The sequence below is a fragment of the Pedobacter rhodius genome, assembly GCF_027213645.1.
GTDB classification, from domain to species: domain Bacteria; phylum Bacteroidota; class Bacteroidia; order Sphingobacteriales; family Sphingobacteriaceae; genus Pedobacter; species Pedobacter rhodius.
Genome location: NZ_JAPWGL010000002.1, coordinates 370,911 through 395,422, shown reverse-complemented (window position 1 = coordinate 395,422; position 24,512 = coordinate 370,911). Strand labels below are relative to the sequence as shown.

The window sequence follows — 24,512 nt, the reverse complement described above, 5'->3', positions numbered from 1 at the left end:
TCACAAATAATATGAAAAAGATAATACTTTATATCGGTACACTAATTTTTATTTGTGGTACCTGGATGGGATGTAAACGCGAAACCGATTATATCGGGGTAACTGTTAGTCCTTATATTTCAAATTTCGATTTGCGCAAGCTTTTTAAAAACGCCGATGTAACACTTAATAACGAAAATTTAGGCGGTGCTGATTTTGTTAAAGGTGTCGTCATTTCTAATCAGGCCGGTGGTAATCTTCCTGCAGGTTTGCTAATCTTACAAAACAGCAGAATTGCAGGTAATGGTATTGATTCGCTTAGAGGCATTGCCATTAATTTAGGTACTGACGCAGCGAAATACATTCCCGGCGATTCGGTTCATGTAAGGATAACCGGCTCAACCTTAAAAAGGATAAATGGAATTTTACAGCTTACCGGAGTAGCCGCATCAAATATTGAGAAAAAAGCGTCGGGCCGCAACATCATTACCAGGGCTGTAAATTCAGCTTCTTTAGCTGGCAGACCCGAATTTTATGAAAGTACTTTAATCACGATAAGTAAGGGAAATGTAGAGCCTGTTCCGGCTTCCGGAGAAAGTGTTGCCGGCAATAAGGTAATTAATGATGGTTATGGTTCGACGACGGTACATACCGAAACTTCGGCAGCATTTGCCAATCAGGAATTAACACCATTTGCAGATTTTACCGGGATTGTATTTAAAACAGCCACAGGGCTTCAGCTTTGGCCGAGAACTTTTGATGATATCTTCCCGCTTGCTGTTATCAAACCATCGGCATTGGTGATTACGGGTTACTTAACCGATCCAAATGGCGCTGATAACAATTATGAATACATTCAATTTAAAGCGACGAGAGATATTGATTTTGCAGTCACGCCTTTTTCTGTCGTTACCTGTAATAATGCGGGTATTTTAGCTGCACCAGCAACAGGCTGGGCATTAGGTGGTGTTAGGACTTATAAAATAAACATAACGACCGGTACAGTTAAAAAAGGTCAGTTCTGTTATGTTGGCGGTAACAAAAATATCTGGGGTTCGGGTTCCACTAATATTTCATCCGCTGTTTGGATTAGCAGCACTCAATATTCAACGGTTAATAGTATGGATTTCGGAACTGCAACAGCTAACTTGTTGGCTAATAGTGGAAACGTTGCAGGTGTGGCGGTATTCGACGGAATTAAAGTCGATGGAAATAGTATTCCGTTAGATGTGATTATGTATGGCGGTAATGGAGCAGTTTATGCTGCAGGTCCGCCTGAAGCCGGTTACCGAATAACAAATACAGATAAATACAGTACCATTCAAAACAGAAAGGCTGTCGCATTTTACGGAGCTGGAACAAACACAAGCAAGTTTGCTTTCCCTTCTAACGCAGGGAATTTCACGATGCTTGGTGGTGTTTACGATACTAAAACCGGATTATGGAGTACAGGCAGAACAGCGCAATTTATTACGTTAACTGCAACTTCACCGCTATCAACTATCGAAACCGCGACCGGTTTCACCACCATTGTAAATTAAGTAATCCTAAAACATAATTGTTTATTGAGCCTGTTGGAATTTAAAAAGTTCGACAGGCTCATTTCGAAAACATAACATCATCCTACAAAAAATATGAATAGAAGATCATTTATTCAAAAGACAACGCTTTTAGGAACAACACTATTCGTAAGCCTTAAAACTTTTTCGTTTTCAAGTTTATTAGAGAACAAAATTTCAGGTAAAATAATAAGTAAAGGCAGAGGCGTAGCAAACGTGGTTGTTTCTGACGGGTTTAATGTTGTTCAGACTGATAGATCGGGAAATTATGCCATTGATGTAAATCCAATGGCAAAATTTGTTTGGATAAGTACGCCATCAGGCTATGAGTTTAAAACTGAAAGTTATGTTGCCAAACATTACGAAAGTGCATTAGGGAAAACCAATCTGAATTTTGAATTAACACCGTTAAAACAAAATGACAACCGACATAATTTTATTGTTTGGGCCGATCCGCAGGTTAAAAACAAAAAAGATGTTGCGCAAATGATGGAAACCGCTGTTCCTGATACGATAGCGGTTATCAAAGCTATGGATCCGAAAATTCCGGTTCACGGAATTACTGTAGGCGATATCGTTTGGGATAATCATACGTTGTTTACTGATTACAATAGTGCTGTTACCAAAATGGGAATTCCTTTTTTTCAGGCATTAGGTAACCATGATATGGATTATAGAATGGGCGGCGATGAAACTTCTGATAGAACCTTTCAGGAACATTATGGTCCAACTTATTATTCATTTAATCGCGGAAAGGCACATTACATCGTTTTAGACGATGTTCGTTATTTAGGTACAGAAAGAAATTACGATGGTTTTATATCGCAAATCCAGTTAGATTGGTTGGCAAAGGATTTAAAATTTGTTCCGAAAGGTGCTTTACTGATTATTAACCTGCATATTCCGGTTCATAATGCGGTGAAGAATAATGCAGATTTTTATGCCGTTTTGCAAGGATTTACCAATGTTCACATCATGTCAGGGCATACGCATTACAATCGTAATGTGATAACGAACGGTATTTTTGAACATAATCATGGAGCAGTTTGTGGCGCCTGGTGGACAGGTCCGATTTGTGAAGACGGAACGCCAAGGGGCTATGGGGTTTATGAAGTTAACGGAACCGAATTGAAATGGTATTATCAACCAACAGGTTCAACCAGAAAAGAACAGGTTCATATTTATGTGGATGAACTGACGAATCAAAAAAGACTTATTGCCAATGTTTGGAACTGGGATCCGATGTGGAAAGTAGAATATGTGCTTGATGGTAAACCGATGGGTGTTTTAGAACAGCAAAAAGGTTACGATCCCTTATCGGTAAGTTTATATAAAGGTGATACCTTACCGGCAGGAAGAACATTTCCCGAGCCAAGTAAAACAGACCATTTATTTGTTGCACACTTTGAGCCTTCAGTTAAGAAGGTGAAAGTAATAGCAACGGATAGATTTGGTGAAAAGTTTGAGGCTGATTTTACGGTTTAAATAAAATAATATAAATATGAAGATTTCGAAATCATTAATTGTGATTTTTATGACTGCAATTACACTCCATGCGGATGCTCAAATCGCAAAATTCCCTGCATTCAGTGCAGAAGCACATCGCGGAGGGAGAGGTTTATGGCCTGAAAACACCATTATTGCAATGCAAAATGCAATGAAAATTGATGGCATTACAACACTTGAAATGGATACCCACATCACAAAAGACGGTAAAGTAGTGGTTACACACGATGATTACTTAAGTCCTGGTTTTATGCTTACACCTGATGGAAGAGAAATTCCGGCAACCGATGCCAAAAAGTACCCTGTTTTCCAGATGAATTATAGTGAGTTAAAGCAATTTGATTTAGGGACAAAACCATTAGCCGGTTTCCCGAATCAGCAAAAAATTAAAACACATATTCCATTACTTGCAGATTTAATTGATGCCGTTCAAAAAGACATCAAGGCAAATAAAACAAAACAATTCTTTTATAATATTGAAACGAAGTGTGATGCAAAAGGCGATGGGACAACTAATCCTGAGCCGGCAGTTTTTGTTAAATTATTAATGGATATCATCGAGAAGAAAAAAATAAAACCTTATGTTGTGATCCAATCTTTCGATAAAAGAACCATTCAGATTATTCACGAAAAATACCCTGATGTAAAAACCTCATTTCTGGTGGCAAATAAGAAAACCTACGAGGAAAATATTGCAGATTTAGGTTACAAACCATTTATTTTAAGTCCGGTTTGGCAAATGGTTAATGAAGATTTAATTAAAAAAGCCCATGCCGATGGCGTTAAAGTTATTCCATGGACTGCTAATAAAATCGAAGAAATGAATGCTTTACGGGCAATGGGTGTTGACGGTATTATTTCTGATTATCCGGATGTACTGGTTCAATCAAAATAATTACCTTTAAATAAAATCTGTGTATGAAATCCTTCTTAAATAAATTCTTCTTAATAGCCTGTGTAACTATTGCATCGGGTATAGCTGATGTAAATGCTCAAATCGTAAAATGGGATAGTACGTATCGTCCTGCTAAATATGTCGAGCAAGTTGAAAAATTTAAGGCAGAACCAAAATCTAAGAAAGATTTCATATTCCTGGGAAACAGCATAACCGCCGGAACAGATTGGGCCAAACTTTTAAACTTACCGCAGGCAAAAAACAGGGGTATTTCTGGTGATATCACCTTTGGCGTTTTAGAAAGACTGCAGGAAGTTATCGATAGAAAACCCGCTAAATTGTTTATTTTGATTGGTATAAATGATATCTCGAGAAACATCCCTGACAGCCTGATTCTTCGCAACTATAAAACGATGATAGCGAGGGTAAAGAAAGGCTCCAGTAGAACCCATATTTATTTTACGACACTTCTTCCGGTTAACAGTTCATTCGAGAAATTTAAAAATCATTATGGTAAGGATAACCACATCCTCTGGTTAAATGAGGAAATCCGAAAATTTGCTTCAAAAGATGTTACCGTTGTCGATTTATATCCTGTTTTTGTTGATGATAATAAACATTTAAAGGCAGAATTAACAAAAGACGGATTGCATCTTATCCCCGAGGGTTACAAAGTTTGGGCGGATTACCTTAAAGCAAACGACTATTTAAAGTGATAGCAAATCACAGGAAAGCTTAATATTCTCTTTATTTACATTTTCAAACTGAGGAATGTAACCAAGGTAATTGATATTGGTATATTGCAAAATATAGCGTTGTGTTTCAAGGTTGCCCTTTCCGTTAAAAATGATGCCCTTTATTTTGATATTATATTGATTAAGCAAGTTTATAGACATTAAGGTATGGTTAATACTTCCAAGATAATTTTGAGAAACCAGGATTACTTCAACATCTAAAGCTTTTATCAGATCTATTAAAAGTTCTTTTTCATTTAATGGAACCATTAATCCGCCTGCACCTTCTATAATTAAGTCATTTTCAGTTTCCGGAACTTTAATTTTACTTAATTCGATTTTTATATTGTCTAATTTTGCTGAAAAGTGGGGAGATAAAGGATTGGTTAACCGGTAACTTTCCGGGTAGATAAATGTTTTATTGTTCGTAATTAAGTTCTTGACAGTAAGACTGTCGCTAAAATCTAAATCACCCGATTGAATTGGTTTCCAGTAATTTGCTTGAAGTTTTTCGGTAAGTACTGCACTAACCAAAGTTTTTCCGATTCCCGTGCCGATCCCTGCGACGAAATATTTAGCCATTGTTTTGTATCTCTTTTAAATTTTTAATTAATGATTTAATTTCCTCATCCGCATTGTAACTGTGCAGGCAAATTCTTAAACGTTCTTTTCCGGCAGGAACTGTCGGACTTAAAATAGCCCTTACGTCAAAACCTTTTGACTGAAGATTTGAAGCGGCTGTTTTGGTTTCTGCATTAGATGAAAATAAAACACCTTGTATAGCACTTTGGCTGTCTAATGCGTTAACGCTGTTTTTATTAATTAAGTTAGTAAATAATTTTATCTTATTCAATATAAGTGTGTTATCTGTTTCTTTTAGCAACAGGTAAGCGCATTTTACGGATATAATGTTATGAATTGGAGCTGCGGTTGTATATATAAAGGAACGGGCAAAATTAATCAGATAATCACGAACAATTTTTTTGCCTAACACAATCGCTCCATGCATACCTAGTGCTTTGCCGAAGGTTACAATTCTGGCAAAAACCTTGTTTTCTAAGTTAAAATAATTAACCAGACCTTTGCCATGTTCGCCAAAAATACCTGTTGCATGGGCTTCGTCTACGATTAATGCAGCACCATGTTTTTCGCAAAGCAATGAGATTTCTTTTAAAGGCGCAAAATCGCCATCCATAGAATAAACACTTTCTATAACGACGAAAATATTTCCTTTTGATATTTTTAGTTTATCTTCTAAGTCTGCTAAATTGTTATGCAGAAATTTATAGCGCGTAGCATAACTTAGTCTGCAGCCATCAATCAGGCTGGCGTGGATGAGCTCATCCGTAATAATGGTATCACCTCGCTGCGGAATACATGAAAGTAAGCCTATGTTGGCATCATAGCCGGAATTAAATATTAACCCGCTTTCGGCCTGATGAAAATCGGCAATAAATTGTTCGGTTTCTTCTACATAAGCCGTATTTCCGCTTAACAAACGGGAACCGCCGGAGCCATTTCTGTAGTCCTTTACTAGATTAAGCTGCTCTTCAATCAGTTTTTTCAACTCAACAGAGCGGGCAAACCCGAGATAGTCATTCGAACAAAAATCTACAGGAGGGAAGGATGTAATAAGTTTTCGTATGGATAAATCCTCATTTCTTACTTCGAGTTTGTTAATAATAAATCGTTCGATTTCATTCATTACGCCAAAAATAAAGAAAGCGTCCCGATAAACGGAACGCTTTGCAATATTTCAAATAATTTTATCTTAACCCTGAGCAGGCGGGCTCGAAACTACGGGTGCTTTATCTTTTCTGTCTCTTCCCATTCCTTTTCTCATTTTGCCTCCTTTTTCTTTAGCTTCGGCTCTAAATGCATCTAACTTAGTTTTTTGTTCATCAGTTAAAACTTTATCCAGATCAGCTTTACTTTTTTCCAGATCTGCTTTACGATCTTTCATCTTTCCCTTCATTGCATCCCTATCTTCATTTCTAAAAGCATCCATTTTTTGCGCACGCGCGAGTTCAATTGCATAAACCTTTTGCTTTTGATCGGCAGTCAGGTTTAATTTCTTTTCCATCACGCCGGTTGCTTTTTCAGCTCTTTGTTCTGCTGTAAGCTTAGCCATCGGTCTTTTTGCTCTTCTCGTAGAATCCTGGGCAAAAACGGCAGTAAAACCCATCACTGCAATCGCCATTGTTAAAATTAGTTTTTTCATTTTTATATGTGTTTTAACTAATAGATACTAAAATGGCTCACTGGTTTAATTTGTACTTGTTAAAAGATGTTAATTCTTGTTTAACTGTGAAATTGATTTCTGCATCTGAGACATCATTTGTGTTAAGGTTTCAATTGTCGGATCCGGCGTTGGTTCAGGTAATGACGTTGAAATATAAGCCTTTGCTTTCCAGATTTCAAGGATATCGTCTGCTGCGATGGTATAGGGATCATAAACTTTATTATCTGAAATTAATTTCAAATCTTTATTTTCCCTGAAACGGTTTCCGGCTCTTTTATATACCACACCTTCGTTTTTACTGATTATTACATACGTTTCACCGGTTTTTACTTCGTTCCAGTTATCTAAATATTCACCAATAATTACGCTCCCGGGTTGAACAGGCAGCATGCTATCGCCCATAATTTCAAAAGCACGGAACGTTCCCTGGCGTAAAGCCGGAATGGGTAATTGAAATTTAGGTAAATCACTTATGTATTGAGGGTCGGAAAATCCATTTAAATAGCCGGCACTTGCTTTAACCGGAACCAGTTCTATATTCTCTCTGTCATTTGCATCAACTGAAATACTGAGCACCCTTAGGTTGGAACCTGAGCTTTTAGGTTTAGGTTTCCAGCTGTCAGAAATCTTTTCATTGATAAATTCATCAATGGTTAAATCAAAATATTCAGCTATTTTTTTTAGTAATTCATATTTAGGCTCAGCCCTGTCTTCTTCATACGCACCAATGAGCGACCTTTTGATTTCCATAATATCAGCGAATCCTTGCTGTGTATGGCCTTTTTTCTTCCTTAGGTACTTTAAATTATTTGAAATATTTGACATAAAAATAAATTTTAAAATAAATTTGGAATTACTAAAATAGTTAGTAATTTTATGCTCATAAAGTTAGTAATATTATTTTGATTTGCAAGAGGGTATACTAAATAGTTTAGTTTTAATTTTTAAACACGTTATTATGAAAAAGTTTGTTTATATCGTTACTGACAGAAATCGCACAAGCCTGCATGTTGGCATGAGTTCAGATTTGATTAAAACATTAGATTTTTACAAGCAGATGCCAAACTTATTTTTCGATAACGGAAAGCAGTTAACCCGGCTGGTTTATTTTGAAGAATTTAAAACTGAGGGGCAGGCGCTAAGCAGATTTAAACTGGTTAGCCGATTTACCCGTATGCAAAAAGAACGTTTGGTCAGATCCTGTAACCCGGATTGGATTGATTTAACTGTTGGTTTGGATTTTGAAAATATTTTGCTGCATAGAAATATGACCAATCAGGTTAATATTGCCTTTAATAGCTTGTCTTAAATTTGTTAAATAACACAATTAGCTTCCTCTATAAAAAGAGGCTTTTCATGAATGTGAAACGTTATCTTGAGGGATAATTTATTTGATAAAAATTAATGCTATAAAAATATTAGGACATAAAATGCTCTGGATTTCGTCATCCGATAACTATCGGATTCGAGCGAAATACAACGAAGTCGAGAAATCTGTCTAAATGGATCTTTCAATCCTGCTAAGCTTCATCCGATAGCTATCGGATCGAAATGACGACTTTTCTTTTGATTTGTCAATGTTAGCAGCTACTAATTGGAGCCGAAGCGAAAGTCTTAAGAGAAAGCTTTTTGAAGCGTTTCGATGCTTCGGTAAATCCGATAGCCATTTTGTTAGCGCAGGCTGAGCTTAACGTGATGATATTTTAAGATAAATTGGTTTATGAGACAGCCACTTGTAAATTTAAGCAGGTTAATTTTTTATTTTCTCTAAAAAAATATTTTCCAGGTCTTTAAGATTTTCAAAAAATAAATTTTTATCCATAAAAACTTCCGGATGATAAGCTTCTCCCGGCTTACGTTTGCTGTGAAGATCGAACTGACTTGCATGAGACGCAACCCAAAGATTAAAATCGATACTTTTCATTGCTTTAAAAGTTTCAGCATAATCGCTTTGAATACCTGGATAAGATGTTATGTCCGAAAATTTTCTATCAACAATTATAGAAGGCATATTGGCAATCAAAATTTTGTAATCTGAATTTTTATCTTTTGTATTAAATGTAAAACTACATGAGCCCTTAGTATGGCCGGGATGATGAAGCATTGTTAAAGTGGTATTGCCTAATTTGATTTTATCGTTGTTTTTCAAAAGGAAGTCGGGTTTTACGGGTTTGAAACTTACACCATATTTTCCAAGCTCATAATCTGACTCGCCGCCGGTTTTAAGAACACCTGCATCTTGCTCATCAACATAGAGTTTGGCACCCGTTTCTTCTTTAATATCGGCCATTGCGCCCATATGGTCGAAATGTGCTTGTGTTAACAGTAATATTTTAATTGATTTATAATCAAAGCCCAGTGTTTTTATATTCGCCTTGATTATCGGAAGTGAATTGGCCAAACCTGTATTTATTAATATATTTCCTTTGTTGGTTACGATTAAATAAGAAGCCAAATCATAAGTGCCAACGTAATAAAGGTTACCAGCTATCCGGAAAGGTTCTGTATTTATAGACCATTCTTCAGGATTATTAATCGGCTCTGTCACGGTTTGGGCAAAACTCAGCATCCTGAAAGACAATAAAACGAGCAGAACTATTTTTTTCATATATAATTTCAAAATCAACTTTCAGCAGGAATTGTTAGCCTGATTGATAAACATTGTTTAATCTTGATTACCAGCCTGGCGCAAAGGTTAAACCAAATACGCCGGTCTTCACATCTTTCCGTTGAAATGGTATTGCATAATATGGTTCCAACACGAAATACCCGAATACGTTTACACGTAATGAAACACCTACACTCATTACCGGAACCCGTTCGTTACTGGTTTGATTGACGCCTACAATTTGTCCGTTTGCATCCAAAATAGGTGTTGTGGTGTAAGTTGGTTCGCTTTTGAAAGCAACTTTAGTATCGTTTGTCCAGGCCACTCCGGCATCAAAAAATAAGTTTAAATCAGTAAATAAAAACTTAGATGGTATAGCGGTTAATTTTTTCGGACCTGTGAACGGCAAACGAACCTCGAAATTGAAAACAGCCAGCTTACTTCCGCTTAACTGGTTAATATCATAATTGTTTCCAATAGTAGAAGAGCTGTTTTTATAAATCGAATTGGCTTCGTAACCCCTTATCAAATATGGATAACCAACATACATTGGATATAACCTGTCTGCATCCGTACCGATTCTTAAGGTATTATAAGAACGTGCAGCTATGGTTATTGGCTTAATCCGCCAGTATTTACGCAAATCGGCTGTGATACCCGAAAATTTATAGGTTCCAAAATAGAGCTCTCCGCTTACCCGGTACCTGAATCCATCAAGCGGTGCCGTTAAGCCAAAAATTGAATTATCGCCAATAAAACCGGCATTTAACTGGTATAGCGTAAAGGAGTTAAACGGTACGCCATAATCAATGGTGGCTTGTTCATTGGAAACTTTACTCCTGTCTGAGCCCAGATAATAACCATCTGTGCTGTAATAATTGCTATAGCGATCGATGCGGTAACTGTAATGTGAAAAAGCACCACCTAATTCGAAACGATGAATTTTACTGAATGGATAAGAACCAAATAGTTGTACCTGATCTTCAAAAGTTCTGATAATATCGGTACGGTAATTAATTGCATCTATTGTTGTGTTTCCATTCGGAAGCTTTTCAAAACCATAAGAACTAAATCCTGAAACATAGGGAATGTGAGATACTGCGGCACCCCAGTTTATTCTGCTTTTTTGGTTAATGTAACCAACGAGTCCTCCAAAATCGTAAATCTCTCCGTTAACGGATAAGTTGGCAATAATCTGGTTTGTTCCGAGTATATCGCTAAACATACCAATAATTCCGCCCTGTACGCCGGTTCCGAAACGGCTTGTTGAAACACCAACGCCACTGTTTGCCAGATAATCCAGCCTGAACTTAGGTTTATAAGGCACTGTTTTCATTGAATCGGCTACAATTTTTTCAAATCTATCGAAGTTATTCAGGTTGGAATTGATAATGTTTACGCCAATATTTTCCATTGGAGGGAGTATAGCTGCATCAAAATTTTCTTCCTGATTATTTATTCTCTTTGGCTTGAAGCTATTCAATTTTGCATTATACAGGGTATAACGCTGATAGCGGTAATAGCTATAAACAATATCATTTGTTTGTGAAACTGAAATAGCGGGAGAGAACTCCGTAATGCCGCTGATACCGGTAAAATAATCTGTTAATTGATCAACAGAATTATCCGCAAAGGTGTATTTGTACAGGTTTCTAAAACCATCTCTGTTCGATAAGAAATAAATGTTTTTACTATCGGGTGAAAATTGAGCATTTAAGTTATTGGCGCCAGGAAAAACATTAAGATTACTAACTGTTTTAGATGCAATATCAAAAATCGCAAGATTTATCGGATGTACAGCCGTAATGTTTTTGTTTTGAATCGCACTTCTGTCTGATGAAAAAACCAATTTGGTACCATCAGGTGCATAACTTGGCGCATAATCTGAGTAAATGTCGTTTGTGATTTGAGTAACTTGCCTGGTATCCAGATTATAAGAAAAAATATCACTCTGGCCTTCAACCATTCCGGAGAAAGCAATATCTTTTCCATTAGGAGACCATGTAAGGTTACCAAATTGTGCAACATCGCCCATAGCCGTTTGCGATACAGTGGAACCATTACTTACATCAATAATCAATAGCTGGTTTTTACCATGACTGAAAATACTAAAGGCAAATTGTTTGCTGTCGGGAGACCAGGCGCCTGCTGATTCTATAAAGTTAAAATCATCAATATGTCCGTTCGAAATCTGGCTACTGAGTTTTCTGATTATTTTTCCTGTTTTTGCATCCGCAAGAAATAAATCGATGCCAAATAAATCTTTTTCAGACATGAAGGCAACATATTTTCCATCGGGGCTAATTGCAGGGGCCACATTCATATTTCCTGCATTTTTATTATCGATAATTTTTGTTCCGGTAATTTTTATCTGCGAACTATCGGCTTTTAACATCGGTTTATAATGTGCGTCAATGGCATTTTTCCATAAACCCGATAATGTTTTATCATCATAGCCGAAGGTATACCTTATCGCATTTTCATAACCATATTTCGCGGTATTTTTGAATAAAGGAACAATGGTTGTATCACCATATTGAGAACCTATATAAGTCCAGAAGGCTTGTCCATACCGATAGGGGAAGTATTTATTTGAGTTTGTTAAATCTTTTAATGATGGTATATCCCTGTTTAGCATTGCATCACGCATCCACATTGATGTGAAGGCATCGCGTTTTCCGATGGATAAATATTCTGCCATCCCCTCAACCATCCATAAAGGTGTTTGTCCGACATTCTCCAGACTTATAGAATCTTTTTCAAGTAGTAGGTGATATTGAAAGGCATGTACCAATTCGTGGCCCAATACGTGCCTCGTCTGACTATTAAGCTCCATTACAGGCATAATAACGCGATTTTTTAAGGCCTCGGTAACACCACCTGTACCAATTCCGATTTCGCCGTTGAGTGCTGTAGTTTGTTGAAAATCAGGATGGTTGTTATAAAGAATAACAGGGTTTTTCTTCATAAATGTATCCCTGAAAACTTCCTGATGCATTTTATACCAGGTTTCGGCATCCTGAGAAAATTTCTTTAACAAACTTTCATTTTTAATGTAATAATAAATTTCAAAATGCGGTGTTTGTAAAACCTTAAAATCCAGATTTTTATACCTCACTTTGTTTTGTCCAAAGTATTGTGCCTGTGCAGAAAAAGATAATATGATTAAAAGCAAAGCAGGTAAAAACTGCTTCAAAATAGTAGCGCTTATTTTCATACGTTTGGTTTTTAATTCAGTATATTTAATAAAAAGGTATGGTAAAAGATTAGAAATTAAAAATAGCAATTGTTTAAATCACTATTTAAATTTTAACAATTTTAAAAGAGTAAATAAAATCAGTTATTATCATTTTTCTTCTTTTCCCGCTCTTCTTGTCTTTGTTTTCGTTTAAGTTCCCGTTCCTCTTTTTTTGTCAGCGGCACCACTACTGCGGGCTGAATAGGAGCGGGCTCCGTTTTCTTTTCTTCTTTTTTTACCTCAGTTTCCGTAGCCGGCGTTGTCGTGTTTGTTTCAGGAGCGGCTGGATCTGCGATATCTGTAGAATCGACCAAAACGCTATCTGTCGAAGTCGTATCTTCAACAATTCGTGGACTCGGACAATTTATTGTTCTGGTTATCTCAACAGTTGCTTTAGGAAACGGGCCATAAGTATAGCCGGAAGTTGGGTCGTGGTACACCTTTTCCATAAACTTAGCAAAAATAGGTAATGCAGTTCTTGAGCCTTCGCCTTGTTCGCCATTCTTGAAGTGTGCGGTACGTTCATCGCAGCCAACCCATACGCCGGTAACCAGATCTTTAGTAATGCCCATATACCACGCATCAACATAATCTGATGATGTACCGGTTTTACCGCCAATCTGATTATTTTTTTTCCACAAATCCCATTCCCATAGCGCCTGTGAAGTACCACCCGGTTCCTCCATACCTCCACGGAACATATACAACATTAACCAGGCTATTTCTTCTGTTAAAGCCCTTTTGGTTTTAGGTTTAAAATCGTCGATCACATTATTATCCTGATCAGTAATTTTCTCTACTAAAATTGGTTCAGTTTTAACACCTTTATTTAAAAAGGTGCTGTATGCTTTTACCATTTCATAAACCGTAACATCGTTAGAGCCTAAACTAACCGAAGGAACAGATTCTAAATGACTGTCAATACCACATTCATGTGCCCATTTAACTACATTATCCCATCCAACTTTTTCAGTTACCTGTGCAGTGATGGTATTTACTGATTTTGCCATTGCCCAGCGCAAACTCATTTCCCGGTAAGTAACGCTATAATCGGCATTTTTCGGTTCCCAGTATTTGGTTTCCCCTTTATCCTGGTAGGCAATTTTAACAGGCTTATCTGTAAGCTTATCACAAGGATTCATGCCTTGTTCGAGCGCTGTTAAGTAGGCAAATGGTTTAAAAGTAGAACCGGCCTGTCTCTTGGCCTGATTTACGTGATCATATTTGAAAAATTTATGGTCAATGCCGCCAACCCATACTTTAATTTTGCCGCTTGCAGGTTCCATTGTCATCATACCGGTATTCAGTATTTTTCCATAATAGCGGATAGAGTCCATCGTCGAAAATAGCGTATCCCTGTCACCTTTGTACGTAAAGATTTGCATCCTCTTTTTCTTATTAAAATAGGCTGTTACGGAATCCGGATGATTAGGAAATTTCTTTTGAAGTAAGCTGTATACTGGCAAATTTTTCATCGCTCTATCCGGATAATCTACCTTTTGTTTTTCGGAATCATACCACGGGTCTTCATTGCCCCAAACGCTGTAAAACCGGCGTTGTAGTGTTTTCATCTGCTCTTGGACGGCTTCTTCAGCGTATTTTTGAAGTTTTGAATCAATCGTGGTGTATATTTTTAAACCATCTTCGTACAAATCGTAGCCATTATCTTTGCACCATTTTTCGAGGTATTTCGCAACTGCAGCACGTAAATAAGAATCGCCATCACTGCCATCTTCCATTTTACCTTCCTTAAGCTTAATCGGTTCTTTAACTAATTTCGTCAGACTGTCTTTACTTAAATATTTATATTTATTCATTTGGCTCAGCACCGTATTTCTTCTTACTAAAGCCCTTTCCGGGTTTTTTGTCGGGTTATAAAATGTTGTTCCTTTTAACATGCCAACAAGCAAGGCAGATTCGGTTGTCGATAAATCTTTTGCTTCCTTATCAAAATATATACGACTCGCAGTTTTAATTCCGTAAGTATTATTTCCAAACGAAACCGTATTCAGGTACATGGTGATAATATTGTTTTTTGAATAATTGGATTCCAGTTTTACTGCGGTCATCCATTCCTTTAATTTAAAAACTACTGTTCTTATCAAGGGTACTTTAGATAGTAATCCCTGAGATTTATTATATCTCGTACGATATAAATTCTTTGCCAGTTGTTGCGTAATGGTACTTGCACCACCGTCTTTCCCAAAACCGATAACCGCACGGCCTACGGCTTGAATATCAATTCCCCAATGCTTGTAAAAACGGGCATCTTCAGTGGCAACCAACGCATTTAATACACTGGGCGCAATTTCATTATAATTTACGGGCGTTCTGTTTTCCTTAAAATACCTTCCGATTAACTTTCCATCTGAAGTGTATAATTCAGAACCTACCCTCAATGTGGGAATTTTAATGTCGTGATAACTTGGCGAGTAACCAAACAGCCATAAAAAGTTAATTTGAAGCGCTGAAAAGAAAATGATTATAAAAAAAATACCGATTGCAGAATAGCGTAAGTACTTGTTTTTTATCTCTTTGAACATATTGGTTAAGATGTTGTATCGGGTAAATGCTTTGGCGTTAAATATAAAAAACTCTGAATGCAAATTAACGTATTTAATTTACTTATTTTTAAGACCCTGTTTAATTTTATATAGCGAAAAATGTTTACTATTTATTTTTTAGCAAAATGAGGCAAATGTTACAGAGATAGCAGGCCTATCTCAAAATATTTAACGATGTTGCAGCCGACCTGCGAAGCAAGTTTGAAGACCGTTGAAGCCATAAAAGCTGCTGAAAAAAAGAAGCATAAACAAATTTTTAACTAAATTTTAAACAGGCGCTCAGTCCTGAATTTAAATAATTGATAGCTGAATTAGAATACACATACCGATATGAAAAACGAATTTAAAAGCCTGATTGTACATGGAAATAAAAAATTTTCGATAAAAAATACTAAAACCGATTATACCGGTGGATATAATAAAGAAAAGGCAAAAGATGCTTTGATAAAATCGAAAATTGAGGTTAACCAGCTGCAGGAAAAACTTTATGCATCAAGTACCCATTCTCTTCTGATTATTTTTCAGGCGATGGATGCAGCGGGAAAAGATAGTGCAATAGAGCATGTAATGAGCGGGCTGAACCCGCAAGGCTGCCAGGTTTTTAGTTTCAAGGCGCCTACTGCTGAAGAGTATGAACATGATTTTTTATGGCGCCATTACAAAGCATTACCGGAAAGAGGAAGAATAGGCATTCATAATCGTTCGCATTATGAGAATGTTTTGGTTTGTAAAGTTCATCCGGAATACATTTTAAATGAAAATATTCCGGGTTATGCTAACGTGGAAAAGATTGACAAGGATTTTTGGAAACAACGCTATCAAAGTATCCGCAGTTTTGAAGAACATTTAACCGCAAACGGAACCGCGATATTGAAATTCTTTTTAAATGTTGGTAAAGATGAACAGAAACAACGATTTTTAGATAGAATAGAAGACCCTTCCAAAAACTGGAAATTTTCTTCGGGCGATATTAAAGAAAGAGTTTTATGGAATGATTATATGACGGCCTATGAGGATGCAATCAATGAAACATCGAGCAAAGATTCGCCCTGGCATGTGATTCCTGCCGATAAAAAATGGTTTGCACGTTTAGCCATAAGTGAAATTATTGAAGATAAGTTAAGAAGCTTAAATATAAAATTTCCTGTTTTAGGTGAAGAAGATCAAGGTAAGTTGAACGAAACAAAAATGGCTTTACTGGCAGAATAATTGCTTCCTTTAAGATGACTAAAGATTAATTAACAAATTATCTATATTTATTGCCCAAATCCAGATGCTTATGAAATTTTATGCCTGTTTTATTTTAGCGTTAATCGCTTTAAACCCCCTAGAAAAATCCATGGCCCAAGAAGATAAAAAACAACCTGCAGCAGTTTTAAATCATATAGCAGTTTATGTAACCGATTTAAAGTTAGCAACAGATTTTTATGAAAGTGTTTTTAATTTACCTCAAATCCCTGAACCGTTTCATGATGGCAAACATACCTGGTTCAGCCTGGGAAGTGCCGGACAATTGCATTTGATACAAGGCGCGAAATCCAAAGAAATTCATGATAAGAATGAACATTTATGTTTCAGCGTAACATCGATTGATGATTTCATTATTAAATTAAAAACTAAAAATATAGCCTTTGAAAATTGGCCAGGTGCAGAAGGAGCAGTTACTTTGAGAATAGATGGTGTAAAGCAAATTTACTTCCGGGATCCGGACGGACATTGGCTTGAAGTAAATAATGACAGATAATTTTTTGATTGATAATCGTATAAATACTTATTTTAGAAAAATAAATACCTGCATAAAAAAAGAATTGAATCTAATAGGTAATTTGTATCGCTTATTATTTATAAGTTAAGAATCATGCCCGAACTAAATCCAGAACTTTTCTGCCGTATTGGCGATTCATCAAGAGACATATTTCTGATTTTTGATGTCAAAGAAAATTACTTTTCCTATTTAAGTCCCGCATTCGAACCTATATTCGAAATTCCCATTGACCATGTTAAAACAAATCCATCATTGCTTTTAACATTTGTTCACGATGAAGATAAAGCCCATGTTTTAGATTGCTTTAATGAATGCACCCATGAAGATGCATCACATAAATATGAATTCAGGATTGTTTGTAAGGAAGGACAAACGAAATACATCCGCGTAAGTGTTTATCCGATTATTATAGATGGTAATCTAACTCAACTTTCCGGAATTGTAGAAGACGTTAGCATATCTAAACACAATAATTTCCATATTGAAAAGATTAATGCACGGAAAAATACTGCATTAGAGATTGTGTCTCACGATTTAAAAGAACCTCTGGCCATGATTAGTATGGCAGTTTCTGACTTGTTAAGTAATAAATTGTTTAATGGACAGGAACGGATTCTGAAATCATTAACATTTATTAAAGATATGTGTGAGCGAAATATTCTTTTAATCAGGAATTTGATTAATCATGAGTTTTTACGTTCATCAGAAGTAGAAATCCGTAAAGAGCGTACAGATTTAGTTAAAGAGATTAAAGATGTAATTGGTTTTTATCAGCATGCAGAATTAAACTTGTTTAGAAATTTCGAATTTGTAAGTTCTGAACAAAAACTTTATGCGAAAATAGATAGCATGAAGTTTATGCAGGTAATTAATAACCTGATATCGAATTCAATTAAATTTACACACACAAACGGTAATATAAAAGTTGTCGTAAAAGATAAGGTTGAAACGGTGTTAATTATGGTTAGTGATAACGGAATTGGTATTCCCAAGCATTTACAGCCATTTTTATTCGAGCGCTTTAGTATTGCAATGCGTGAAGGTTTGCATGGCGAAGATTCCTGGGGATTAGGTATGGCAATTATTAAATCGATTGTAAATTTACACGACGGAACAATCTGGTTTGAAAGTATGGAACATGCCGGAAGCACTTTTTATATCGAAATACCGAAGTGATTTAATTCTCGCTATTTAACCTGATTTTTTTTATATTAATTAGTCTTATTTCAGGCTGAAGACATCAAAAGATACATCTTAAAAAAGATGGTTTGATATTAACCTTAGGTTATAATATACCTCGGTTATCAGAGCCTATCTATTAATTTAAATTTTTATTTGACGTTTTGAACTTTATTTACAGGCAATAGTCTGTTCAAAATTTAAGTATTTACAATTATAAATATGAACGATTTATTTGTTCATTATTTAATGATTATTGTTCAGTATTTATGATTGCCGTCTATTCACTTTATTCAAACCAAATAAAGTTTTAACATTTTATCTATTTTGGCGTTAATCATACATCGCTTATCAGGATTGGAAGCAATGATTAATTTAGAGGATTGCAGGTTATTTTGTAACCTGCAATTTTTTCTTTAGTTATTAGTCATAGCCAGTTTGATATCTAATAGCCAGTTTGATGCTTAATAGTTATTTAATTATCATGAAAGAAGTTAATCGGAATACCACCGCCTGGGAATTGGAAAACATAAGAGAAGGAGATACAATAAGCCTGCACAACGGGAAATGTGGCGAAGTTGTTAAAATACAGATTATACCCTGTAAAGGTCAGAAACAATATTTTTATAAATTGAAAAATGATGGGACAATTTTCATCATTAAATAACATCTAATATTAAAAAAGAAAACCCCGCATATAGCAGGGTTTTTTTTTGGTTCAATATTTTTGGTATGGTGTGCCTGCCCTTCGCGGATACCCCGCTCACAGGACTTATTTTCGGTGGAAACTTTTAATGATAACAATTTATGCATTGAAAGGTTTTTTACCTAAAATAATTATAAACACCTGTTGAAAACTGTTAATAACTCTAATTACACACGTCTCATTAATCGATTAATTCCGAAAAAATAGGATCGGTATAATCTGATACAACTTTTAAAACATTCGGGTAGTTTTTAAATTCTGCTGCGTCATGGGCTGTATTTAAGACGATACATTTCATGCCGGCATGGAGGGCGGCTTCAACGCCTTTAGGGGCATCTTCCAAAACTAAACAACTTTGGGGTGAAATCCCTAGAGCTTCGGCACCTTTTAGAAATGTTTCAGGATTTGGTTTACTTGCTTTTACGTCGTTCGCACTCACAATTGTTTTAAAATAAGATCTGATATTTAATCCATCTAAAACGAAATCTATATTAAAAGGAATTGCTGCCGAACCAATTGCCATTAAAATTCCTGATGTTTCAGCTTTTATAAGGAATTGGTTCAAACCTTTTATTAAACATAAGTCAGGAAGATAGTCCTCTTGATAAATTTTTTCTTTTTTTATAGAAATTTCATCTATCTGTTGTTGTGTAAAATAAGTATTTCCAAATACCCGTTTGAGCAGTTCATCATTTTTGCCATACATCTGTTTTTTAACATCTTCATAACTGATGTTCGCATTTAAATCATCATTTAAAATTTTATACCAGGCCTTATTATGATAATCCATATCATCAATCATAGTCCCGTTTAAATCGAAAAGAAGTGCTTTGGGTTTAAAATGCATAGTTATTTTTTTTGCCTAAAGGTAAAATTCCTTTTATACGGGCACAAAAAAAGCTCAAACATTTTGTTGGCTTGAGCTCTGTAATTCAATTTCTTAAACATTATTAACTATTTGTTTCTTTTGCATAAGTTTTTAAATACTTTTTAAGCATTTCTCTGGCTACAAATATTCTGGTTTTAACAGTGCCTAAAGGAATTTGAAGCATATCTGAAATTTCATGGTACTTATAGCCTTCAAAATAACGTACAAATGGTGTATGATACGCTTCGGGTAAACTTGCCAGTGCTTTGTTTATATCGCCAACTACAAATTTGCCTTCAGCATAATTTCTTGTTGCACTATGTGCCAGATTAACAGAAGAAATTTCATCAGTTTGAGTAATTAACGCCCTGGTTTTAGCTATTCGTCTGTAATTGTTAATAAACGTATTTCTCATAATAACAAATAACCAGCCTTTGATATTAGTTCCTTCCTGAAAATTTTCATAGAATCTAATGGCCTTAACCAAAGTATCCTGAACTAAATCATTAGCATCTTCTACGTCATTTGTAAATTTCAAAGCATGCGACTTAAGTGAAACTGAGTGCGCGTTTACTAAGTGGTTAAATTCGAATGTAGTCATGATTTTATAGGTTTTAGGTGTACCATAAGTTAACAAAACTTATACCACGACTATCGTTTCTTTGTTTAAACTGAATTGGGAATTAGTTCATAAATAGGGTTTATGGCGATACAAGTGGGTATTGGTAAATATTAGTCAAATTATAGAACGGGCAAATGGCGTATAAATACGCGTATTTTTAGTGTTTCATTCGTATTTACGTATTTGTTGCATTGTACTGTTCCTCAGGCATTAATATTTAGCATAAGCTAATAAAGCCTGTTATAGGGTTAATGCATTAAACAAGTAAACAGCCTGAAAGCATTATAATGAAGTATTGTTTAAAAATATCTGAGATTTAAAAATCTATTAGGTTTTCGCAAGCAGCATTACATTAAAACACATTGCGTCATTTTTGGGTACGAAACCCAAACTTTAGCCCGAATGAAAATAAAATCAGGTAAATGATAAGTTTAATTTTAGAAATAGCTTACACTAAATAAGTCTTACTTATTTAGATGAATCTATCTGCCTGTTCCTATTCAGGTAGAAATAAGCGAGCGGATACAGGCAAATGAGGCCTAATAAAAATCCTCCTAAAGTATCGGTAAACCAATGTGCACCGAGGTAAATTCTCGATGGTGCAATCATAATAATTAAGAAAATAGCGATAATCGTGATTAAACGCCTCCAGCCTGTTGCTATGGTTGTCAGATTTCTCATTAGAATAATTAAAAAACCGAAAAACAATACATAAGATAAAACATGCCCGCTTGGAAAACTTTGAAATCTGTTAACTTCGACTAATCTTACATAAAAACTTGTTGGTCTTGGTCTGTTGATTATATTTTTCATTCCCAAAATAATTAACCCGGAGCATAAAACCAAAGCAATAAAATAGCTTTCTCGTTTAAACTTATTGAAATAGAAAATTGCGGCAACCACTAAAACCGACACTAATGACCATGGTAATTCTCCAAAAAGACTAATGGCGAGCATCAGGTAATCCAGCCACTTTGCCTGATATTTCTGAACGGCCAATGAAACGTCAACATCAAAAGGGACAATCGGATTATAGGCAATAAAAACGCTAAGTGTAACAAAGCCGGTTAAAAGAATAAAAAAAATTAAAATTAAAAGTTTCGGGTTTTTAAACATACATTACTGAATATAAACCCAAATCTATAAAATTTATCATTTTCTGCTTTCAATCAGAATGATTATCTATTTAATTAAAACTTTCTTTCCAGTTTTCGCGGAAATTTTTGCAGCTTCTAAAATTTTAACAACAATTAAGTTATTTTGTAAAGATGATAAATCATTAACGGGCTGAATTTCATTTCTTAAAACCGCTGCTAAATAGCCAAGATTGTTTGAATAGGCAGGTGCAAGTGCTTTTGCTTTATAGATTTGATAATCTGATTTCCCATTTTCTTTTAACCTCAGGGTTTGTTCATTAACGGCCTGGATATAACCCGTTTTTCCGAAAACTTCCATGTCTTTAATGCTGAAGGGCCAGTTCCATGACGCTTCCACAATTCCGGTAGCATTGGGATACGTTAATAAGATTGTAGCATCATCATCTACATCAGGATAAATTTCTGGTTTTATATGGTGTGTAATTGCCTGAACCGAAATTGGTGCTTGTCCATTCATTAACCAGGTCATAAGGTTTGCGCCATAACAACCAAAATCAAATAAGGCACCGGCACCATTCTTTTTTGGATCCGTTAGCCAGCTAAGGAACTCATTACTAACACCTATTTCCTTCGGACCCTGATGACCATCGTGGACAATTATTTTTCTAATGTCGCCAATAAGCTGCTGCGCTTTGATGTTTAAAAATGCTTCCTGATTGCTGGGATACCATGTTGTTTCATAGTTCGTTAGTAAATGAATTTTGTATTGATTTGCCAGCTGAGCCATTCTCTCGGCTTGTTTTACTGTTGTAGCTAAAGGCTTTTCTACCATAACAGAAACGCCTAAAGGTGCTGCCGCTTCAACAACAGATAGGTGATCACTTACCGCATTATAAGCTAAAATTGCTTCCGGCTTGCGCTTTTTAAGTAATGATTTAACATCCGCGAAGAATAAGCTGTCACTTAAATTATACCTTTTCTTGAATCTTTCGATTAATACGGGGTTATCTTCTGCGATACCGATAATATTAACTTCACCTTTCTGGTAATTGTTCATAATCATATATACATGATCATGATTTAATCCGGCAATTGCTACATTAAGTTTTGTTTGTGCATTGCTTTTTATGAATGAAATTAAAAGAATGATAACCAGTAAGATAAATCTGAAAGAAAGAGATGATTGCTTAAGCGAAAAATTTCGGGCCATAGGTTTTAACTTGCAAATAGGTAAATAATCATCCAAGGTATAGAATAAATGAATTATTTCTAAATGCTGGTGAAATATATAACAACCATTGTAATTAAATTATAGCATATTTAACACGGAAAATTTCCGATAAAGCACTGATAATTTAAAGAAACGCTAAGCCTCAAAAATAAATCCTGAATCTTTACTATTATGGTTTCATCACGGAATTTTACTTTTCCGTCAAGTATTTAATACTTTCTGTATAATACATTAGTGTAATTAAAAGGCTTTTACAATCTTTTGCCAGATTTATATGAATATATGCTTAAATCATCAGCACGAATAACCTTTGTTATTGCTGGAGCAAGTAAAAGTATTTAATAAACTAAAGCATATTGCTAAGCCCTACATTTACCACCACTAATCATTTATGCACTCCTTTACAGGGGAGGGCGTAAATGTTTTTGATTATCATTTTTTAGATTTATTGTTTAAATTTAAAATAATACTTTTCTGAAATTTAACAAAAATAGCCATGGACAATATTCAATTATTTATAAACGAAAACCGGGAAGGCGTTTTTTTTATAATTAGTAATGGAGAAAAAGTAGGAGAAATGGTTTTTAGTCTTTCAGAAACACACCTTATTGTTTATCACACTGAAGTTGCTCAAAGGCCGGAGACAAAAGGCTTTGGTCGTAAATTGTTAGATGCTATGGTTGCATATGCCAGGGCGCACCAATTAAAAGTAACTCCTTTATGTCCATATGTTAATGCTCAATTTAAAAAAAACGCGAAAGAATTTTCTGATTTGTGGACGCCCGACGAAGATTAATTGTCGTGAATTAATTTTTTAAAACATTTGGATGATACAATTGTAATATACTATAAAGTGCTAATAATCTGAGCTTTTGCTTTTTTCTTATAACTTAATAAATACTTATAAATTGAATGTTATGAATAATAATGGAAAGTTAGAAATGAATTGTTCGATGACTGAAAAAGTTATTGAATTGCACGATAAAGGCTATAATTATGATTTTTTATTGATTGACAATAAAATTTTACTTTGTATGCAAACCAATAACAGATTTTCAGTTAAGGACGTTATGGTTAATGCGGTAAAAAAAGCATACGATAATTTCTCTCATTCCTACAAACATATCCACACCATCGAGACAACGAATGGTGAAAAAGGTGTTTTACTGGCAGATTCTATGTTTAACTAATTATTTTACGATAATTTGCTTCGGTTCAGTGACGATGATCTGAAATTTTCCCTTAAATTCTGTAATGGTTCCGGTTACACAAAGGTTATTTCCAATGTACATACTTGCGGGTTCCGAAGAGAATTTACCGATATCTTCCTTATTAACAACCAGTGTTAAAAGTTCTTTCGGATAATTTCCACCCAGGTTGATCAGGTTTAATTTTTCGAGCGATTTTGTGCCATATACGGAATCGCAAACGGTTACCGTTTTTCCAACATACAACGATGCATCTTTCGCTAAAATTAAAGTCTGACTTTTCGCAAAATAGCTTATAAAAGCTAAACAGGTTAAAAGGGATAATTTTTTCATTGGGGATGACTTAATAAATTTAAACATTTAATAATGTTCATTTTCTTACAAAGATAAATTTAAGGTTTATATTTCAAGATAAATCAATTTAAATTAGCGTCATTTTCTAATATCAACAATAATTTTACCCTAATTTATTATTTAAAGCCTATTCATTTTAAAACATTAAATTATATTT

Annotated in this window: 23 protein-coding genes; 11 read left to right on the top strand and 12 right to left on the bottom strand. The window is 35.1% G+C overall.

The features are described 5' to 3' along the window. Window positions 1-11: 11 nt before the first annotated feature. The 4 genes from O0931_RS07215 to O0931_RS07200 all read left to right on the top strand — a co-directional run bounded on the left by O0931_RS07215 (window position 12) and on the right by O0931_RS07200 (window position 4,655). A complete protein-coding gene (locus O0931_RS07215; protein ID WP_269414887.1) occupies window positions 12-1,520 on the top strand; it encodes a DUF5689 domain-containing protein in 1,509 nt (502 codons plus the stop codon). A 93-nt stretch (window positions 1,521-1,613) separates the two neighbouring features. Continuing rightward, on the top strand, window positions 1,614-3,023 hold the full coding sequence (locus O0931_RS07210) for a calcineurin-like phosphoesterase family protein (RefSeq protein WP_269414886.1): 1,410 nt from the start codon (window positions 1,614-1,616) through the stop codon (window positions 3,021-3,023). A 16-nt stretch (window positions 3,024-3,039) separates the two neighbouring features. Further along, window positions 3,040-3,939 (top strand): glycerophosphodiester phosphodiesterase family protein, encoded by a 900-nt coding sequence (locus tag O0931_RS07205; RefSeq protein ID WP_269414885.1) that lies wholly within the window; start codon window positions 3,040-3,042, stop codon window positions 3,937-3,939. A 23-nt stretch (window positions 3,940-3,962) separates the two neighbouring features. Further along, window positions 3,963-4,655 carry a GDSL-type esterase/lipase family protein gene (locus O0931_RS07200; RefSeq protein WP_269414884.1) on the top strand — a complete coding sequence of 231 codons (693 nt, stop codon included), beginning with the start codon at window positions 3,963-3,965 and terminating at the stop codon, window positions 4,653-4,655. Here O0931_RS07200 and bioD read toward each other — a convergent pair. The 4 genes from bioD to O0931_RS07180 form a co-directional block, all read right to left on the bottom strand. Continuing rightward, window positions 4,647-5,255 (bottom strand): dethiobiotin synthase, encoded by a 609-nt coding sequence (bioD, locus tag O0931_RS07195; RefSeq protein ID WP_269414883.1) that lies wholly within the window; start codon window positions 5,253-5,255, stop codon window positions 4,647-4,649. The two genes, O0931_RS07200 and bioD, sit on opposite strands and share 9 nt — an antisense overlap. Further along, window positions 5,248-6,378 (bottom strand): aminotransferase class I/II-fold pyridoxal phosphate-dependent enzyme, encoded by a 1,131-nt coding sequence (locus O0931_RS07190; protein WP_269414882.1) that lies wholly within the window; start codon window positions 6,376-6,378, stop codon window positions 5,248-5,250. The genes bioD and O0931_RS07190 overlap by 8 nt, the downstream gene beginning before the upstream one ends. A gap of 66 nt (window positions 6,379-6,444) precedes the next feature. Further along, a complete protein-coding gene (locus tag O0931_RS07185; RefSeq protein ID WP_269414881.1) occupies window positions 6,445-6,894 on the bottom strand; it encodes a DUF4890 domain-containing protein in 450 nt (149 codons plus the stop codon). Window positions 6,895-6,963: 69 nt separating this feature from the next. Next, the gene (locus O0931_RS07180) at window positions 6,964-7,740 is read right to left on the bottom strand and encodes an XRE family transcriptional regulator (protein ID WP_269414880.1); all 777 of its coding nucleotides are present in this window, start codon (window positions 7,738-7,740) and stop codon (window positions 6,964-6,966) included. Window positions 7,741-7,873: 133 nt separating this feature from the next. Between O0931_RS07180 and O0931_RS07175 the strand changes: the two genes are divergently transcribed. Next, on the top strand, window positions 7,874-8,224 hold the full coding sequence (locus tag O0931_RS07175; protein ID WP_269414879.1) for a GIY-YIG nuclease family protein: 351 nt from the start codon (window positions 7,874-7,876) through the stop codon (window positions 8,222-8,224). Between the two features lie 441 nt (window positions 8,225-8,665). On the opposite strand, the gene blaB3PEDO is transcribed toward O0931_RS07175, so the two are convergent. From blaB3PEDO to O0931_RS07160, 3 genes are all read right to left on the bottom strand, one after another. Next, window positions 8,666-9,523, bottom strand: a complete 858-nt coding sequence (gene blaB3PEDO / locus O0931_RS07170) for a PEDO-2 family subclass B3 metallo-beta-lactamase (protein WP_269414878.1) — start codon at window positions 9,521-9,523, stop codon at window positions 8,666-8,668. A gap of 67 nt (window positions 9,524-9,590) precedes the next feature. Next, window positions 9,591-12,740, bottom strand: a complete 3,150-nt coding sequence (locus O0931_RS07165; RefSeq protein WP_269414877.1) for a peptidase MA family metallohydrolase — start codon at window positions 12,738-12,740, stop codon at window positions 9,591-9,593. A gap of 119 nt (window positions 12,741-12,859) precedes the next feature. Continuing rightward, complete coding sequence (locus O0931_RS07160; protein ID WP_269414876.1) at window positions 12,860-15,304, bottom strand: transglycosylase domain-containing protein; 2,445 nt, start codon at window positions 15,302-15,304, stop codon at window positions 12,860-12,862. 351 nt (window positions 15,305-15,655) lie between these two features. On the opposite strand from O0931_RS07160, the gene O0931_RS07155 reads away from it, so the two are divergent. The 4 genes from O0931_RS07155 (at window position 15,656) to O0931_RS07140 (ending at window position 18,936) form a co-directional block, all read left to right on the top strand. Beyond that, window positions 15,656-16,534, top strand: coding sequence for a polyphosphate kinase 2 family protein (locus O0931_RS07155; protein ID WP_269414875.1), 879 nt, complete (start codon window positions 15,656-15,658; stop codon window positions 16,532-16,534). Window positions 16,535-16,664: 130 nt separating this feature from the next. Continuing rightward, window positions 16,665-17,069 (top strand): VOC family protein, encoded by a 405-nt coding sequence (locus tag O0931_RS07150; RefSeq protein ID WP_269414874.1) that lies wholly within the window; start codon window positions 16,665-16,667, stop codon window positions 17,067-17,069. 114 nt (window positions 17,070-17,183) lie between these two features. Further along, window positions 17,184-18,266, top strand: coding sequence for a PAS domain-containing sensor histidine kinase (locus O0931_RS07145; protein ID WP_269414873.1), 1,083 nt, complete (start codon window positions 17,184-17,186; stop codon window positions 18,264-18,266). A gap of 487 nt (window positions 18,267-18,753) precedes the next feature. Beyond that, window positions 18,754-18,936: a hypothetical protein gene (locus tag O0931_RS07140; RefSeq protein WP_269414872.1), complete on the top strand. Its 183-nt coding sequence runs from the start codon at window positions 18,754-18,756 to the stop codon at window positions 18,934-18,936. Between the two features lie 220 nt (window positions 18,937-19,156). Here O0931_RS07140 and O0931_RS07135 read toward each other — a convergent pair whose 3' ends face one another. The 4 genes from O0931_RS07135 to O0931_RS07120 form a co-directional block, all read right to left on the bottom strand. Further along, window positions 19,157-19,822, bottom strand: a complete 666-nt coding sequence (locus O0931_RS07135) for an HAD family hydrolase (RefSeq protein WP_269414871.1) — start codon at window positions 19,820-19,822, stop codon at window positions 19,157-19,159. Between the two features lie 103 nt (window positions 19,823-19,925). Next, window positions 19,926-20,444, bottom strand: a complete 519-nt coding sequence (locus O0931_RS07130; protein ID WP_269414870.1) for an RNA polymerase sigma factor — start codon at window positions 20,442-20,444, stop codon at window positions 19,926-19,928. Between the two features lie 489 nt (window positions 20,445-20,933). Then, a complete protein-coding gene (locus O0931_RS07125; protein ID WP_269414869.1) occupies window positions 20,934-21,581 on the bottom strand; it encodes a phosphatase PAP2 family protein in 648 nt (215 codons plus the stop codon). Window positions 21,582-21,647: 66 nt separating this feature from the next. After that, entirely contained in the window at window positions 21,648-22,772 is a 1,125-nt protein-coding gene (locus tag O0931_RS07120) for a Gfo/Idh/MocA family protein (RefSeq protein WP_269414868.1), read from the bottom strand. A gap of 517 nt (window positions 22,773-23,289) precedes the next feature. Between O0931_RS07120 and O0931_RS07115 the strand changes: the two genes are divergently transcribed. After that, the gene (locus O0931_RS07115) at window positions 23,290-23,589 is read left to right on the top strand and encodes a GNAT family N-acetyltransferase (RefSeq protein WP_269414867.1); all 300 of its coding nucleotides are present in this window, start codon (window positions 23,290-23,292) and stop codon (window positions 23,587-23,589) included. A 121-nt stretch (window positions 23,590-23,710) separates the two neighbouring features. Next, window positions 23,711-23,983: a hypothetical protein gene (locus O0931_RS07110; protein WP_269414866.1), complete on the top strand. Its 273-nt coding sequence runs from the start codon at window positions 23,711-23,713 to the stop codon at window positions 23,981-23,983. On the opposite strand, the gene O0931_RS07105 is transcribed toward O0931_RS07110, so the two are convergent. Continuing rightward, a complete protein-coding gene (locus tag O0931_RS07105) occupies window positions 23,984-24,334 on the bottom strand; it encodes a hypothetical protein (RefSeq protein ID WP_269414865.1) in 351 nt (116 codons plus the stop codon). It abuts the gene before it with no gap. Window positions 24,335-24,512: the final 178 nt, after the last annotated feature.